The following is a 15,996-nucleotide window of genomic DNA, read 5'->3' as shown; positions in this document are numbered from 1 at the left end:
CGGCAGGACCGGGGCCGATGTCGTGACGGCGCCGTTCCTCGACGAGCGCGACCCCGATCCGCGGCTCGTCCGCCTCGTGCGCGAGCGGTACGAGCAGGCGCTCGGCCGGCGCCTGGCCGTCGCGGGCTGACGGGCACGTCATGACGACGGCGACGCGGTCTCGGGGCGGGATCGACACGGTGTGCGGGTACTGCGGGGTGGGCTGCGGCCTGACCCTGCAGATCGGCCGCCGCGACGGCGCGTCGCTCGTCACGGACGCGGTCGGCACCCCCGGGCACCCGGCCAACGACGGCCGGCTGTGCACGAAGGGCGCCACGACTGCCGACCTGCTCGCCGCCCCGGGTCGGATGGAGAAGGCGTCGGTCCGGTCCGACCGCTCCGCCGACCGGATCGAGGTCGGCATCGAGTCCGCCCTCGACGAGGCCGCGAGCCGGTTCCGGGCCGTGATCGACGAGCATGGTCCGGACGCCGTCGCGCTGTACGTCTCGGGGCAGATGACCCTCGAGGCGCAGTACCTCGCGACGAAGCTCGCGAAGGGCTACCTGCGGACTGTGAACATCGAGTCGAACTCGCGGCTGTGCATGGCCAGCGCGAGCACCGGCTACAAGCAGTCGCTCGGCTCGGACGGTCCGCCCGGCTCCTACGACGACTTCGACCACGCCGACCTGTTCCTCGTGATCGGCTCGAACATGGCCGAGGCGCATCCCATCCTGTTCCTGCGGATGATGGAGCGGGTCAAGGCCGGCGCGCGACTCGTCGTCGTCGACCCGCGGCGCACGGCCACCGCCGAGAAGGCCGACCTGTTCTGTCAGATCCGGCCCGGCACCGACCTGGCGCTGCTCAACGGACTGCTGCACCTGCTCGTCGAGGCCGGTGCCGTCGACCACGAGTTCGTCGCCGAGCACACGCGAGGCTGGGAGCACGTCGAGGCGCTCGTCGCCGACTACCCACCCGCGACGGTTGCCGAGCTCACGGGCATCGCGGAGGACGACCTGCGCCGGCTGGCGGGCTGGATCGCGGAGTCCGGCGACTGGATGACGTGCTGGACGATGGGCCTCAACCAGTCGACGCACGGCACGTGGAACACGAACGCCATCTGCAACCTGCACCTCGCGACCGGCGCGATCTGCCGGCCCGGCTCGGGACCCTTCTCGCTCACGGGCCAGCCGAATGCGATGGGCGGGCGCGAGATGGGCTACATGGGGCCCGGCCTGCCGGGCCAGCGCTCGGTGGTCTCGGCCGCGGACCGGGAGTTCTGCGAACGGGTCTGGGGACTCGAGCCCGGCACGATCCGCGACGAGGTCGGGCGCGGCACGATCGACCTCTTCGAGCAGCTGGCGGCCGGCTCGGTCAAGGCCGCGTGGATCATCTGCACGAACCCGGTGCACTCCGTCGCCAACCGCGTCACCGTGCTCGACGGACTGGCGGCCGCCGACGTCGTCGTGGTGCAGGACGCGTACGCCGACTCCGAGACGCTCCGGCACGCCGACATCGCCCTGCCGGCCGCACTGTGGACCGAGGCGGACGGCGTCATGGTCAACTCCGAGCGCAACCTCACGCTGTGCCGGCCCGCCGGTCCGCCGCCGGGGGACGCGCGCCCCGACTGGCGGCTCATCGCCGACATCGCGACCCGACTCGGCTTCGGCGACGCATTCGCGTACGAGAGCGCCGAGCAGGTCTTCGAGGAGATCCGGCAGTTCGCGAACCCGCAGACGGGCTACGACCTGCGCGGCGCGGACTACGCGCGCCTGCGCCGGGGCCCGCTGCAGTGGCCGTGCCCCCCGCACGGGCGGCGGCGCAATCCGGTCCGCTACGTCAACGACGGGGTGAGCCAGCGCCGGACGGTGCGCGAGGACGGCTCCGTCCCGCGCCTCGCCTTCCCGCTGCCGGACGGGCGGGCGGCGTTCCACGCGCGACCTCACCTGGCGCCCGCCGAGCTGCCCGACGACGAGTTCCCGGTCGTGCTCAACACAGGACGTCTGCCGCACCAGTGGCACACCATGACGAAGACCGGGAAGGTCGCGCGGCTCAATCGGCTCACCCCCGATCCGTTCGTCGAGGTCAACCCGGAGGACGCCGCCCGGCTCGGCCTCGGCGACGGGATGCGCGTCCGCATCGTCTCGCGCCGCGGCGAGGCCGTGCTGCCGGCCGTCGTCACCGACCGCGTGCTGCCGGGGACGTGCTTCGCGCCGATCCACTGGGGTGAGCTGACGGGCGAGGGCCTCGCGGTCAACGCCGTCACGAACGACGCCGTCGACCCGGACTCGCTGCAGCCCGAGTTCAAGGTGTGCGCCGTGCGGCTCGAGCGCGCCCCGATCGCGCTGCCCGCCGACCGGCCCGCGCCCGCTGGCAGCGAGCCCACCGCGGAGGAGACCGCGTGGCTCGCCGGGTACCTCGCGGCGGTGACCCACGGGCGCGCCGGCCTCCCGTCGTCGGCCCCCGTGACGCCGGCCGTGCGCGCGTGGTTCGACGAGGTGCTGGCGGCCGTCGCGCCGACCGTCGAGGTGACGACGCCGTCGGGCGTGCAGGTCCTGTGGGCGTCGCAGACCGGCCGCGTCGAGGACCACGCACCCCAGCTCGTCCAGGCGCTCGCGGGGAGGGGCGTGGCCGCGGCGCACCGGTCGCTGGGGGAGACCTCGGTGTCCGGGCTCGGCGGGACCGCCCTGTTCGTCACGAGCACGACGGGCGACGGCGACCCGCCCAGCGAGGCGACCGCGTTCTGGCGCGAGCTCAGCTCGGAGGACGCGCCGTCGCTCGCGGGCCTGCGCTACAGCGTCCTGGCGTTCGGCGACTCCGCGTACGACGACTTCTGCGGGTTCGGCCGTCGCCTCGACGAGCGGCTGGCCGAGCTCGGTGCCGAGCGCGTCGCCCCGCGCACGGACTGCGAGCCCGAGTTCGATGCGCCCGCGGCCTCGTGGCTCGCGGCGGTCGGTGTGGCCCTCGGTGCTGAGACGACCGTCCCGACGGCGACGCCCGTCGTCGAGGGCTACGGCCGCCATCGCCCGCTGCCGACGGGACTGACCCGCAACGAGCTGCTGACCGCGGAGTCGTCGTCGAAGGAGGTCCGACGGATCGCGTTCCACCTGCCCGAGGGCACGCTCGACTACGAGCCCGGCGACGCGCTCGCCGTCGTGCCGCAGATGGATCCGGGCTACGTCGAGGCGTGGCTCGACCTCGCGGGACTCGACGGCGACACCGTCGTCGAGGTCGACCAGCAGTCCGTCCGGCTGTCCGAGGCGCTGTCGCACAGCTACGACATCGCGGCGATCACCCCCGCCACGGCCCGTCTCGTCGCCGAGCGCCACCGCGGCTCCTACCTCGCCGGGCTGCTCGACCAGGGCGACCGGCGACCGCTCGACGAGTGGTCGTGGGGCCGTCAGCTGATCGACGTGCTGCGCGACTACCCGACCGTCGTGGGGGTGTCGGACTGGCTGTCGGTCCTGAAGCGCCTGACGCCTCGCCAGTACTCGATCTCCTCGAGCCCGTTGGAGGACCCGCGGGAGGTGCAGGTGACCGTGTCGGTCGTGCGGCATCGCGTGCACGGCCAACGACGGCACGGCGTGTGCTCGTCGTACCTCGCCGACCGGGCCGGGGAGGACGTGCGGATCTACGTGCAGCGCCAGCGTCACTTCCGGCCGCCGACGGACTCGGACGCACCCGCGATCATGGTCGGTCCGGGCACCGGCATCGCCCCGTTCCGCGGCTTCCTGCACGACCGGGCGCTGCGCGGCCACGCCGGCCGGAACTGGCTCTTCTTCGGCGAGCGAAACGTCGACACCGACTTCTACTACCGCGACGAGCTGCAACGACTCCAGACAGGCGGGGTGCTGACCCGATGCGACACGGCCTTCTCACGCGACCAGGACCACAGCATCTACGTGCAGGACCGGATGCGCGAGCACGGTGCCGACCTGTGGCGCTGGCTCGACGACGGTGCCCACTTCTACGTCTGCGGCGACCGCTCCCGGATGGCGAAGGACGTCGAGGCGACCCTGCTCGGCGTCGCCCGCGACCACGGCGGACTGGACCACGAGGCGGCGCGTGGCTGGCTCGACGGGCTCGCCGAGCAGGGCCGCTACGCCAAGGACGTGTACTGAGGCGGTCTAGGGTTTGCGCATGACCGTCGCCGTGGTGACCGACTCGACCGCGTCGTTGGACCCCGACGACGCGGCCCGCGAGGGCATCACGGTGGTCCCCACGACGGTGATCGTCGGCGCCCGCGTCTACACCGAGGGCGTCGACGTGACGTCGCAGATGATCGCCGACGCGCTCGCGTCCTTCGTGCCCGTGAGCACGTCGCGGCCGTCGCCCGAGACCTTCCAGTCGGTGTACGAGGCCCTCGCGAGTCAGGGCGCCGAGGCGATCGTGTCGGTGCACGTCAGCTCGCGGCTCTCCGGGACGGTCGATGCGGCCAGGCTCGCGGCGTCACGCGTCGACGTGCCGGTGCACATCGTCGACACCCTGCAGGCCGGCCTCGCGACGGGCTTCGCCGCCGGCCGAGCGGCCCGCGAGCGTGAAGCCGGTGCCACCGCGGAGCAGATGGCGGCCGCAGCCCTGCAGACCGCCGAGTCCTCGCGCGTCCTGCTCTACGTCGACACCCTCGAGTACCTGCGTCGCGGTGGCCGGATCGGCCGGGCCGCGGCCCTCATCGGCTCGGCCCTCTCGGTCAAGCCGATCCTCACGTTCGAGGACGGGCTGGTGGCGCCGTTGGAGAAGGTGCGCACCTCATCGAAGGCGCTCGCCCGGCTGACGACACTGGCCGCCGAGGCGGTCGAGAGCCTCGACGGCGAGTACCGGATCGGCGTCCAGCACCTGGCCAGCGAGACCGTCGCGAACCAGATCGCCGCCTCGCTCGCGTCGAGGTTGGGGCGCGAGTCCGTGCCCGTCGACGAGGTCGGCGCCGACATCGGCGCCCACGTGGGTCCCGGCATGATCGCCGTGACGGTCAGCGCGGCCTGAGCCCGGTCCGCGCTCCCGTCCGTCCACAGCCCCTGCGGTGCGCCCCGTCCCGTCCACAGCCCTCGTCGTCACCGTTCCACGGACCCGACCCGGCTCCCTACTGTCGCGGCATGGTCACGGTCCCTCCGGAGACGCGCGCCGACATCGCGCGGCGGCGGCTCGCCGAGCTCGCGGCGACCTTCGACGCCTCGCTCCCTGATCCGCAACGACCGGAGCCCGGCAGTCGCCGTCGGCCGCGACCCGAGCTGCACCGGGTCCGGCCGGTCCACCTGCGACTCGTGACCGTGCTCGCCGTCGCGGCGGGCGTCCTGCTCGTGTGGTGGCTGCTCGCGGGCCGGCCGCACGAGACCGCGGTGCCGACGCTGGCCAGTGCCGACGCGGGCTCGGCCGGACCGACGTCGGGCTCGGGAGCGAGGACCGGGTCGAGCGCGGGACCGGCGACCGCACCGACCGAGCTCGTGGTCGACGTGGCCGGCGCGGTCCGTCGGCCGGGCATCGTGACCCTGCCCGTCGGGTCGCGCGTGCACGAGGCGATCGCCGCCGCGGGTGGGGTGAAGGGCGACGTCGACACGTCGGGCCTCAACCTGGCGCGGGTGCTCGCCGACGGCGAACAGGTCGTCGTCGGCGCGCCGGCCGCCGCGGCGGTCTCGGGCGGCGCGTCGGACGGACCGGTCGCCGGGGCCGCCGGTCCCGTCGTCGACCTCAACTCGGCGGACGTCGCCGCCCTCGACACGCTGCCGGGCGTGGGCCCGGTCACCGCGGCGTCGATCGTCGCGTGGCGCGAGGCCAACGGACCGTTCCGCAGCGTCGACGACCTGCTCGACGTGAAGGGCATCGGCGAGGCGACGCTCGACGAGTTGCGTGACCACGTTCGGGTCTGACCTGCGGGTCGTTCCCGCCGCACTCGTGGCGTGGGCCGCGGCGGCGGCGCTGACCCACGTCGGCCAGGGCTGGTCGTTCGCCGTGGGGGCCGCGGCTGTCACCGCCGCGGCACTCGGCTGGCGACGACCGTGGCTCGCCCTGCCGGCCCTGTGCCTGGTCGCGGTGGCGGTGGGCTGTGGCTGGCGGCTCTCGGCCGTGCAGGCCTCGCCGGTCGCCGACCTCGCGCAGCGCGGCCGGGTCGTCGTCGCCGAGGTCCAACTGCGTGAGGACGGCCATCCGTACGAAGGTCGCGGCGGGGCCGGCACGGTCCTGCCGGTCACGGTCCGGGTCGTCACCGACGGCGAGCGGACGTGGCGGGTCAGGGTGCGGGCCACGGCCTTCGTCGACGGGACCTCGGACCGGTTCGTCACCGGGAGGCGACTCGTCGTGCGCGCCGACCTCGCTCCCGCCGAGGCGTCCGACGAGGCGGCGACCCTGCGGGTCCTGCGATGGCGGGCCGCGGGGGATGGCCCGTGGTGGTGGCGCTGGTCCGCCGTCGTGCGCGACGGCATTCGGGACGGAGTGGACCACCGGCACGACCAAGCCGCGGCGCTCGTGCCGGCCCTCGTGGCGGGGGACGACTCCGGGCTCGAGGACACGACCCGTGAGGACTTCACCCGCACGGGGCTCACCCACCTGCTCGCCGTGTCGGGCGCGAACCTCACGATCGTGCTTGCCGTGGTGCTGGCCGTCGCGCGACCCGCGGGTGCCGGACGGCGTACGGTCCTGCTGCTGGGCGCGGTGACGGTCGTCGCGTTCGTCGTCGTGGCCCGGCCCGAGCCCAGCGTCCTGCGGGCCGCCGTGATGGGCTCCGTGGCGCTCGTCGGACTGGTCCTGGGATCCCCGCGGGCGGGCCTGCGGGCCCTCGCGTGGGCCGTGCTCGTGCTCGTGCTGCTCGATCCGTGGCTCGGCTCGAGTGCGGGCTTCGTGCTCTCGGTGTCCGCGACGGCCGGCATCGTGACGTTCTCCGCGGCCCTCGCCCGTCGCCTGCACTGGCTGCCGGCCCCGGTCGCCGAGGCCGTCTCGGTGCCCGTCGCGGCGCACCTCGCGTGCCTGCCGATGGTGGCGGCGCTCAGCGGTGAGGTCTCGCTCGTGGCGGTCGTCGCGAACGTGTTCGTCGCCCCCGCCATCGCGCCGGCCACGGTCGCAGGCCTCGCGGCGGGCCTGCTGGACCTCCTCCTGCCCGTCGTGGCGGTGGTGCCCGGAGAGGTCGCCTGGTGGTCGGCGTCGGCGATCGTCGCGATCGCCCGGATCGGGGCCTCGGTCCCGGCAGCGTCCGTGCCGTGGCCGTTTCCCGCATGGACGCTGTGCGTCGTCGCTCCGACCGTGGGCTGGGTGCTGTGGCGAATCGCGGGCCGGCCGGCCGTCGTCCTCGGACTCGTCCTCGGTCTGCTCGTGGCGATGCTCCGGCCGCCGCACCCGGGCTGGCCGCCGAAGGGCATCGTCGTGGTCGCCTGCGACGTGGGCCAGGGTGACGGGTTCGTCGTGCCGACCGGCCCGGGGGAGGCGATGGTCGTCGACGTCGGCGAGGAGCCCGGGCCGATCGACCGGTGCCTGCGCGACCTCGGGGTCCGGCGGATCGCGCTGCTGCTGTTCTCCCACGCCGATGCCGACCACATCGGCGGCTGGCGTGGCGCCGTGCACGGCCGCGAGGTCGACCTCGTCGCCGACGGCCCGTCCGGCGGTCCGGCCGTCCCGGCGGCGCGCCGTGAGCGGCTCTCGGCCGGCGCCGTGCTCACCGTCGGGCCCGCGCGGGTCGAGGTCCTGTGGCCGCGTGCGCAGGCCGCCGTGGAGCGCGCGGAGGAGCGCAACGACGTCAGCGTCGTCGTGCGCGTGACGGTGCGGGGGCGACGGATCCTGTTCACGGGCGACCTGGGGGAGGAGGCGCAACGTGGACTGCAGCGGCTCGCGCCGGACCTCACGGCCGACGTGCTCAAGGTTGCCCACCACGGCAGTGCCGACACGTCACCGGGCCTGATCGACCGCACGCGACCCTCCCTCGCGCTCATCGGCGTGGGGGCCGACAACACGTTCGGCCATCCCGCGCCGACGACGCTCGCGGCGCTCGCCGACCGCGGCGTCCCCGTGGTGCGCACGGACCTGTCGGGAACCGTCGCCGTGGTCGACCGGGGCGACGGCCTCAGGGTGTCCGTGCGGTGACCTATCCTCGGACCGTGGCGAACCCGTTCGGCAAGATCCTGCTGGTCACCGGCAACTCCGAGTACCTGTCGGACCGGGCTCGCCGGCGCGCCGTCGCGGCAGTGCGCGAGGTCGCCCCGGAGGTGCAGCTCGCCGAGTCCGCCGCGTCGTCGCTCGCCGCGGGCGAGTTCACGGCGCTGACCAGCGCCTCGCTGTTCAGTGAGGCGACGGCCGTCGTGGTGACCGACCTGCAGGACCTTTCCGACGTCGTCGCGACCGAGCTGCTCGACTATGCGGCGGCTCCGTCCGACGACACGGCGGTCGTCCTCGTCCACGGCGGCGGCGCCAAGGGCAAGGGCCTGCTCGACAAGCTGCGCAAGCTCGCCGCCGTCAGCGAGGTCGCCCAGCAGGCGCCCAAGTACGAGCGCGACCTGATCGCCTGGGTGCGCGACGAGTCACGCGCCCTCGGCCGACCCCTCGACGAGGAGGGCGCCACGCTGCTCGTGGCGTCGGTGGGGTCGGACCTGCGGTCGCTGGCCGCGGCGGTCGACCAGCTCGTGGCCACGGTCGACGCGTCCGAGGCGCTCGGCGCCACGGTCGTCCGCCGCTACTTCGGTGGCCGGGCTGAGGTGCGCGGCTACGAGATCGCCGACGCGGCGCTCGAGGGCCGGCTCGGGATCGCACTCGAACGCGCGCGCTGGGCCGAGACCGCGAAGGTGGCGCCGCTGCTCATCACGGCGGCCTTCGCCTCCGGACTGCGCCAGGTCGCGCGGGTCGCCACCGCCGACCCGGGCCTGCGCGACGCCGACCTCGCGCGTGAGATCGGTGCGCCACCGTTCAAGATCCGCACGCTGCGCCAGACCGCGCGCGGATGGGACGAGGGCTCGCTGCGCCGCGCCCTCGACGCGGTCGCGCACGCCGACCTGCAGGTCAAGGGCGGCTCCGCCGAACCCGCCTACGCCGTCGAGCGCATGATCATCGACGTCGCGGTCGCCCGGTCCCGCGCCTCCTGAGGCCAGGTCGCCCGGGCACGACAAAAGCCCCGCACCACCGGTGCGGGGCTCTCGTGCGCGAACTCAGAGCGCGGCGGCCTTCTTGGCGATGGCCGACTTGCGGTTCGCTGCCTGGTTCTTGTGGATGACGCCCTTGGACGCGGCCTTGTCGAGCTTCTTGGCGGCATCGTTGGCGAGCACCTTGGCCTCGTCGGCGTTGCCCGCCTCAGCGGCCTCGTTGAAGCGGCGGACCGAGGTCTTCAGGGCCGAGCGCACGGACTTGTTGCGCTCGTGCGCGGCCTCGTTCTGCCGGTTGCGCTTGATCTGCGACTTGATGTTCGCCACGGCAAACCTGTTCTTTCTTCGTTCTGCGGTGAATGTGTCCTGCAAAGAGTTTGGTCGCGCCCACGCCCGTCGATCGCTGGGCGGGACACGCAATCGTCAATGCTACCAGTGCGGGCGGTGGCTCCTCAAATCGTGTGCCGGCCCGGCCCGCGCCGCCCGGCAGTCCGGCACCGCCACCTAGGATTGGCCCGTGAGCGTGCTGTATTCCGTCCTCGTCGCCATCCATGTCCTGTGCTGGATCGGTGCTCTGGTGCTGACCGATCCCATCGGCTCCACCATCCGCAAGGGCGCGTTCCACGCGATCGCCACGGCCCTGGTCGTGGGCGTCGCCCTCGTCGGGATCGGCTCGGCCGCCGACCTGCGCGACTACGACTACGCCAAGATCACCACCAAGCTGGTGATCGCGCTCGTCGCGACGGTGGTCGCCTTCATCGCCGAGCGCAAGCCCCAGCCGACGCCGCTGGCCCGTGCGACCTTCGTGCTGGTCACCGCCAACATCCTGATCGCCGTGCTGTGGTGAGCCCGACGAAGGCTCCGCGTCCGGGCGCGACGCCCCCGGCGGTCCTGCGCAACTTCTGCATCATCGCGCACATCGACCACGGCAAGTCGACGCTCGCCGACCGCATGCTGCAGCTGACCGGCGTCGTCGACGAGCGGGCCGCCCGCGCGCAGTACCTCGACCGCATGGACATCGAGCGCGAGCGGGGCATCACGATCAAGAGCCAGGCCGTGCGGATGCCCTTCGTGAAGAGCGACGGCGACGACGCGGGCACGGCGTACGTGCTCAACATGATCGACACCCCCGGCCACGTCGACTTCACGTATGAGGTCAGCCGGTCCCTCGCCGCGTGCGAGGGCGCGATCCTGCTGGTCGACGCGGCACAGGGCATCGAGGCCCAGACGCTGGCCAACCTCTACCTCGCGCTCGACGCGGACCTGCACATCATCCCGGTGCTCAACAAGATCGACCTGCCCGGCGCGCAGCCGGAGAAGTTCGCCGAGGAGATCGCGCACATCATCGGCGGTGACCCCGACGAGGTCCTGCGCGTCTCGGCCAAGACCGGTCAGGGCGTCGAGGCGCTGCTGAACAAGATCGTCGACGACGTCCCGCCGCCGTCCGGCGACCCCGACGCCCCGCCGCGCGCGCTGATCTTCGACTCGGTCTACGACACGTACCGCGGCGTCGTCACCTACGTCCGGGTGTTCGACGGCAAGCTCAGCCACCGCGACAAGATCAAGATGATGTCGACGGCCTCCGTGCACGAGATGCTCGAGGTCGGCGTCATCAGCCCCGAGCCGCTCAAGGAGGACCACCTCGGCGTCGGCGAGGTCGGCTACCTCATCACCGGCGTGAAGGAGGTGCGCCAGTCGCGCGTGGGCGACACGGTGACCTCCAGCGTCAGGCCCGCCACCGAACCTCTGGGTGGGTACGCCCATCCGAACCCCATGGTGTTCGCGGGGCTCTACCCGATCGACGGCGACGACTTCCCGACCCTGCGCGACGCGCTGGAGAAGCTCCAGCTCAACGACGCCGCCCTGCAGTTCGAGCCCGAGTCGTCCGGCGCGCTGGGCTTCGGCTTCCGCATCGGCTTCCTCGGGCTGCTGCACCTGGAGATCGTCCGTGAGCGGCTCGAGCGCGAGTTCAACCTCGACCTCATCTCGACCGCCCCGAACGTGATCTACCGCGTCGTGATGGAGGACCGCTCCGAGATCGTCGTCACGAACCCCAGCGAGTACCCCGACGGCAAGATCGACAAGGTCTACGAGCCGTTCGTCAAGGCCACGATCCTGGCTCCGTCGGACTACATCGGCGCGATCATGGAGCTGTGCCAGGCCCGCCGCGGCGTGCTCGAGGGCATGGACTACCTGTCCGAGGACCGAGTCGAGATCCGCTACACGCTGCCGATGGGCGAGATCATGTTCGACTTCTTCGACGCGCTGAAGTCGCGCACGAAGGGCTACGCCTCGCTCAACTACGAGGTCGCCGGCGAACAGGCCGCGGACCTCGTCAAGGTCGACATCCTGCTGCAGGGCGAGCCCGTCGACGCCTTCAGCTCGATCGTGCACCGCGACAATGCCTACGCCTACGGCGTGGCGCTGGCCGGCAAGCTCAAGGAACTCATCCCGCGCCAGCAGTTCGAGGTCCCGATCCAGGCCGCGATCGGCGCCCGCATCATCGCCCGCGAGAACATCCGTGCCCTGCGCAAGGATGTCCTCGCCAAGTGCTACGGCGGCGACATCAGCCGCAAGCGCAAGCTGCTGGAGAAGCAGAAGGAGGGCAAGAAGCGGATGAAGATGGTCGGCCGCGTCGAGGTCCCCCAGGAAGCCTTCATCGCGGCACTCTCGACGGGCGAGTCCCGGGTCACCTGACCACCAGGAAACTTCACCCACCCTTCACCCTGCGCTGGCCGGGAGGTCGGGCTGGTCCGATTGCGTCGGTGGCATGACTCGAATCGGGGGACGAGCAGCCCGGACTCTGCTCACCATGATCGCCGCCGGTGCCGTGTGCGCCGGCACCATGACCCCGGCCCACGCGGCCCGGGGTCACGAACCCCGCACCAGAACCGTCACCGTGCCGACCCTCGTGGCGCGAGCGACGTTGTCGGCCGACCACCTCGAGGCCGGGCCGCCGTCGGGGGCGAAGGCCACGGCCGCCAACGGTCGGCAGGGTCCGTTCGCCGGCCAGGTGATCCCGGGCTTCTCCGCCGTGATCGACAACGGCGACGGCAGTTTCTGGGGACTGCCCGACAACGGCTTCGGAGCCAAGGCGAACTCCAACGACTTCCTGCTGCGGATCTACCGCGTCACCCCGCAGTGGCAGACCGCGAAGGGCGGCACCGGCCGGATCCGCGTCGACCGGTTCGTCTCGTTGCGCGACCCCCGTCGCAAGGCCGGGTTCCCGATCGTCAACGGGGACACGAAGGACCGCCTGCTGACCGGCGCCGACTTCGACGTCGAGTCGATCGTGCGGGCGCCCGACGGCTCGTTCTGGATCGGTGAGGAGTTCGGCCCGTTCCTGCTGCACGTCAGCGCCACGGGCGTGCTGCTGGACACGCCCGTGCCGCTGCCGGGGGTGCAGTCGCCCTCGAACCCGCACCTGAGCGGGACGGCGAACCTGCCGAACTCGAAGGGCTTCGAGGCGATGGCCGGCAGCCGCGACGGCCGGTACCTCTATCCGGTGCTGGAGGGAGCGCTGAACGACGACACCCAGAAGCGGCGCCGCTGGATCCACGAGTTCGACACGGTCAGGAACCGGTACACCGGCGCGACGTGGGCGTACGAGGTCGACACCGACGCCAACCTCGTGGCCGACGCCTTCACGGTCGGTCGGCACGAGCTGCTCGTCGCCGAGCGCGACGACTTCGAGGGCGACCAGGCCGTGACCAAGAAGGTCTACCGGGTCGACCTCGACCACCGGGACCGCAGCGGATTCGTCGAGAAGGAGCTGGTGCTCGACGCGTTGAAGATCGCGAATCCGAGCGGGATCGGCGCCGGCGACGGCTACGGGACGGGGGACCCGTTCTCGCTGCCGGTGCAGTCCTTCGAGACGATCGTGCAGTTGAAGGACGGCCGCCTGCTCATCGCGAACGACAACAACTACCCGGGCAACGACGCCCGCGTGCCGGGCACGCCGGACGACACCGAGATCGACATCATCGACCTGCGACGCGAGCGGGTCGCCGGGACCGGTGAGACCGTCATCGCCCACCGGGGGGCCTCGGGCTACCGGCCGGAGCACACGCTCGCCTCGTACGCGCTCGCGATCCGCCAGTGCGCCGACTTCATCGAGCCGGACCTCGTCGCGACGAAGGACGGGGTCCTGGTCGCCCGGCACGAGAACGAGATCGGCGGCACGACGAACGTGGCCGACAAGCCGGAGTTCGCGAGTCGCCGGGCGACCAGGACGATCGACGGCCGGGCCATCACCGGGTGGTTCACCGAGGACTTCACCCTCGCCGAGCTACGGACGCTGCGCGCCAAGGAGCGGATCCCCGGCACGCGGCCCGGGAACGCGGCGTTCGACGGGCTGTACCCGGTGCCGACGCTCGACGAGGTGCTGGACCTGGCCCGGCGGTCGCGCACGTGCGACGGCCGCACGGTCGGGGTCTACCCGGAGACCAAGCATCCGACGTACTTCGACTCGGTCGGCCTGTCGCTGGAGGAGCCGCTCGTGAGGGCGCTCGGCGAGGCGGGGCTGGACCACCGAGACGACCGCGTGTTCCTGCAGAGCTTCGAGACGCAGAACCTGCGCGAGCTGCACCGGCTCAGCCGGAACCGGATCGTGCAGCTGGTCGACTGCAGCGGAGCGCCGTACGACCTCGTCGCCGCCGGCGATCCGCGCACCTACGCCGATCTGGTGACCCCCGACGGACTCGCGGCGATCGATCGGTACGCGGACGGCGTGGGCCTGTGCAAGAACGTGATGATCCCGCGCACGGCCGACAACCGGTTGAGCGAGCCGACCTCCGTCATCCGCGACGCGCACCGCCGTGGGCTGACGGTGCACGGCTGGACGTTCCGGCGCGAGAACACCTTCCTGCCCGCCGAGTACCGCAGCAGCGACGACCCGAATGCGGTGGGCGATCTCGTCGGGGAGATCCGGGCCTTCCTCGCGGCCGGAATGGACGGGTTCTTCACCGATGATCCCGACCTCGGGGCGGCCGCGGTCGCGGGCTGACACCGATGGTGGGTGGGTCCGGCCGCGGGAAAACCGTGGTGGGACCCACCTACCGCCCGGTAGGGTGACGGCCATCACATCCTTCCTCCGACCGTCCCCGGGAGAACATTTCATGGCCGTCGCCACCGCCGACCAGCTCAAACTCATCGAGAACCGACCCCGCAACGTGGGCGAGATGTTCTACGACCGCGTCGAGAAGTCCGGACCCCGCGAGGCGTTCCGCTTCCCCGACGAGAACGAGACGTGGCACTCGATCACCTGGTCCGAGACCGGTGACCGCGTCACGAAGATCGCCGCGGGCCTCGTCGCCCTGGGCATCGAGCCCGAGGAGCGCGTCGCGATCGCGTCGGGCACGCGCATCGAGTGGATCCTGTCCGACCTGGCGATCAATGCCGCCGGTGCCGCGACGACGACCGTCTACCCCAGCTCGGTGGCCGACGACGTGGCCTACATCCTGGCCGACTCCGACAGCCGGGTGGTCTTCGCCGAGGACGACGAGCAGGTCGCCAAGCTGCGCGAGAAGCGGTCCGAGCTGCCGAGCGTCGAGAAGGTCGTCGTCTACGACGGCGAGGCCGACGGCGACTGGGTGATCTCGCTGGACGACCTCGTCCTGCTCGGTGAGCAGCGGCTCGCCGACGAGCCGTCCGTCGTCCGCGACCGGGTCGCGGCCACGACGCCGGAGTCGCTCGCCACCTTGATCTACACGTCCGGCACGACGGGCCGCCCGAAGGGCGTCCGGCTGACGCACGGCGGCTGGACGTACGAGGGCACGGCCACCGCGGCCCAGGGCATCATGTCGATCGACGACCTGGAGTTCCGCTGGCTGCCGATGGCGCACTCGTTCGGCAAGGTCCTCATGACGACGCAGCTGGCGGTCGGGTTCCCGTGCGCCGTCGACGGCCGCGTGCCCAAGATCGTCGACAACCTCGCGGTCGTGAAGCCGACCTTCATGGGCGCGGCACCGCGCATCTTCGAGAAGGCCTACGGCCGCATCGTCGGCATGATGGAGGAGGAGGGCGGCCCCAAGCTGAAGCTCTTCCGCTGGGCCGAGGGCGTCGGCCTCAAGGTCTCGCGGCTCGAGCGCGCGGGTCGCTCCGTGCCGCTGCCGCTGAAGCTCCAGCACGCGGTCGCCGACAAGCTCGTCTTCACGAAGGTCCGCGAGCGCTTCGGCGGTCGGGTGCGGTTCTTCATCTCCGGCGCGGCCGCCCTGTCGACGGACATCGCCGAGTGGTTCCATGCCGCCGGCGTCCTGATCCTCGAGGGCTACGGCCTGACCGAGACCTCCGCGGGATCGGTCGTCAACCATCCTGACGACTTCCGGATCGGCACGGTCGGCCAGGCGTTCCCCGGCACCGAGCTCAAGATCGCCGAGGACGGCGAGATCCTCATCAAGGGTCCCGGCGTCATGCTCGGCTACCACAACCTCGAGTCCGAGTCGGCGTCCGCGCTGACCGAGGACGGCTGGCTCGCGACGGGCGACATCGGCGAGCTCGACGCCGAGGGCTTCCTGCGGATCACCGACCGCAAGAAGGACCTGTTCAAGACGTCCGGCGGCAAGTACGTGGCGCCGTCGCACATCGAGGGCACGTTCAAGGCGGTCTGCCCGCTGGCCAGCCAGATGATCGTGCACGGCAACGAGCGCAACTTCTGCTCGGCGCTCATCACGCTCGATCCTGACGCGGTCGCGCTGTGGGCCGAGGGCCACGGCATGGGCGGCAAGTCGTACGCCGAGGTCGTCTCGTCCGACGCGATGCAGGCGCAGATCGCCAAGGACGTCGAGGAGCTCAACAGCAAGCTGAACCGCTGGGAGACCATCAAGAAGTGGAAGGTCCTGGACCACGACCTCACAGTCGAGTCCGGCGAGATCACGCCCAGCCTCAAGGTCAAGCGTCGGGTCGTGGAGGAGAACCACCGAGAGATCCTCGAGGGCTTCTACGCCTGACCGCCGACCGCCGCGAACGC

Annotated in this window: 10 protein-coding genes; 9 read left to right on the top strand and 1 reads right to left on the bottom strand. The window is 72.0% G+C overall.

Annotated features, from left to right (window positions below; all coding sequences use genetic code 11):
• Positions 1-140 precede the first annotated feature (140 nt).
• The 5 genes from ACT26F_RS09300 to holA all read left to right on the top strand — a co-directional run bounded on the left by ACT26F_RS09300 (position 141) and on the right by holA (position 9,032).
• Positions 141-4,097, top strand: a complete 3,957-nt coding sequence (locus ACT26F_RS09300) for a molybdopterin-dependent oxidoreductase (protein WP_471670237.1) — start codon at positions 141-143, stop codon at positions 4,095-4,097.
• A 19-nt stretch (positions 4,098-4,116) separates the two neighbouring features.
• Entirely contained in the window at positions 4,117-4,959 is an 843-nt protein-coding gene (locus ACT26F_RS09295; RefSeq protein ID WP_471670236.1) for a DegV family protein, read from the top strand.
• A 314-nt stretch (positions 4,960-5,273) separates the two neighbouring features.
• Complete coding sequence (locus ACT26F_RS09290; protein WP_471671674.1) at positions 5,274-5,840, top strand: ComEA family DNA-binding protein; 567 nt, start codon at positions 5,274-5,276, stop codon at positions 5,838-5,840.
• Positions 5,821-8,040 carry a ComEC/Rec2 family competence protein gene (locus ACT26F_RS09285; protein WP_471670235.1) on the top strand — a complete coding sequence of 740 codons (2,220 nt, stop codon included), beginning with the start codon at positions 5,821-5,823 and terminating at the stop codon, positions 8,038-8,040. Before ACT26F_RS09290 ends, ACT26F_RS09285 begins: the two co-directional genes overlap by 20 nt.
• A 14-nt stretch (positions 8,041-8,054) precedes the next feature.
• Positions 8,055-9,032 (top strand): DNA polymerase III subunit delta, encoded by a 978-nt coding sequence (gene holA, locus ACT26F_RS09280; protein ID WP_471670234.1) that lies wholly within the window; start codon positions 8,055-8,057, stop codon positions 9,030-9,032.
• 63 nt (positions 9,033-9,095) lie between these two features.
• On the opposite strand, the gene rpsT is transcribed toward holA, so the two are convergent.
• Positions 9,096-9,356, bottom strand: a complete 261-nt coding sequence (gene rpsT / locus ACT26F_RS09275) for a 30S ribosomal protein S20 (RefSeq protein ID WP_471670233.1) — start codon at positions 9,354-9,356, stop codon at positions 9,096-9,098.
• A 190-nt stretch (positions 9,357-9,546) separates the two neighbouring features.
• On the opposite strand from rpsT, the gene ACT26F_RS09270 reads away from it, so the two are divergent.
• From ACT26F_RS09270 to ACT26F_RS09255, 4 genes are all read left to right on the top strand, one after another.
• Positions 9,547-9,876: a hypothetical protein gene (locus ACT26F_RS09270; protein ID WP_471670232.1), complete on the top strand. Its 330-nt coding sequence runs from the start codon at positions 9,547-9,549 to the stop codon at positions 9,874-9,876.
• Positions 9,873-11,726, top strand: coding sequence for a translation elongation factor 4 (gene lepA, locus ACT26F_RS09265; protein ID WP_471670231.1), 1,854 nt, complete (start codon positions 9,873-9,875; stop codon positions 11,724-11,726). Before ACT26F_RS09270 ends, lepA begins: the two co-directional genes overlap by 4 nt.
• Before the next feature lie 115 nt (positions 11,727-11,841).
• Positions 11,842-14,034 carry an esterase-like activity of phytase family protein gene (locus ACT26F_RS09260; RefSeq protein WP_471670230.1) on the top strand — a complete coding sequence of 731 codons (2,193 nt, stop codon included), beginning with the start codon at positions 11,842-11,844 and terminating at the stop codon, positions 14,032-14,034.
• Positions 14,035-14,146: 112 nt separating this feature from the next.
• A complete protein-coding gene (locus ACT26F_RS09255; protein WP_471670229.1) occupies positions 14,147-15,976 on the top strand; it encodes an AMP-dependent synthetase/ligase in 1,830 nt (609 codons plus the stop codon).
• Positions 15,977-15,996 lie beyond the last annotated feature (20 nt).

The sequence above is a fragment of the Aeromicrobium sp. SP1 genome (assembly GCF_055663785.1).
Note: the sequence above shows the minus strand (reverse complement) of the source record. Positions and strands in the feature narration are given on the sequence as shown.

What these genes read in the sequence shown, in the direction of transcription:
- ACT26F_RS09300 (WP_471670237.1), top strand. Translation starts at nt 141, where the DNA reads ATGACGACGGCGACGCGGTCTCGGGGCGGGATCGACACGGTGTGCGGG.
- ACT26F_RS09255 (WP_471670229.1), top strand. Translation starts at nt 14,147, where the DNA reads ATGGCCGTCGCCACCGCCGACCAGCTCAAACTCATCGAGAACCGACCC.
- ACT26F_RS09295 (WP_471670236.1), top strand. Translation starts at nt 4,117, where the DNA reads ATGACCGTCGCCGTGGTGACCGACTCGACCGCGTCGTTGGACCCCGAC.
- ACT26F_RS09260 (WP_471670230.1), top strand. Translation starts at nt 11,842, where the DNA reads ATGATCGCCGCCGGTGCCGTGTGCGCCGGCACCATGACCCCGGCCCAC.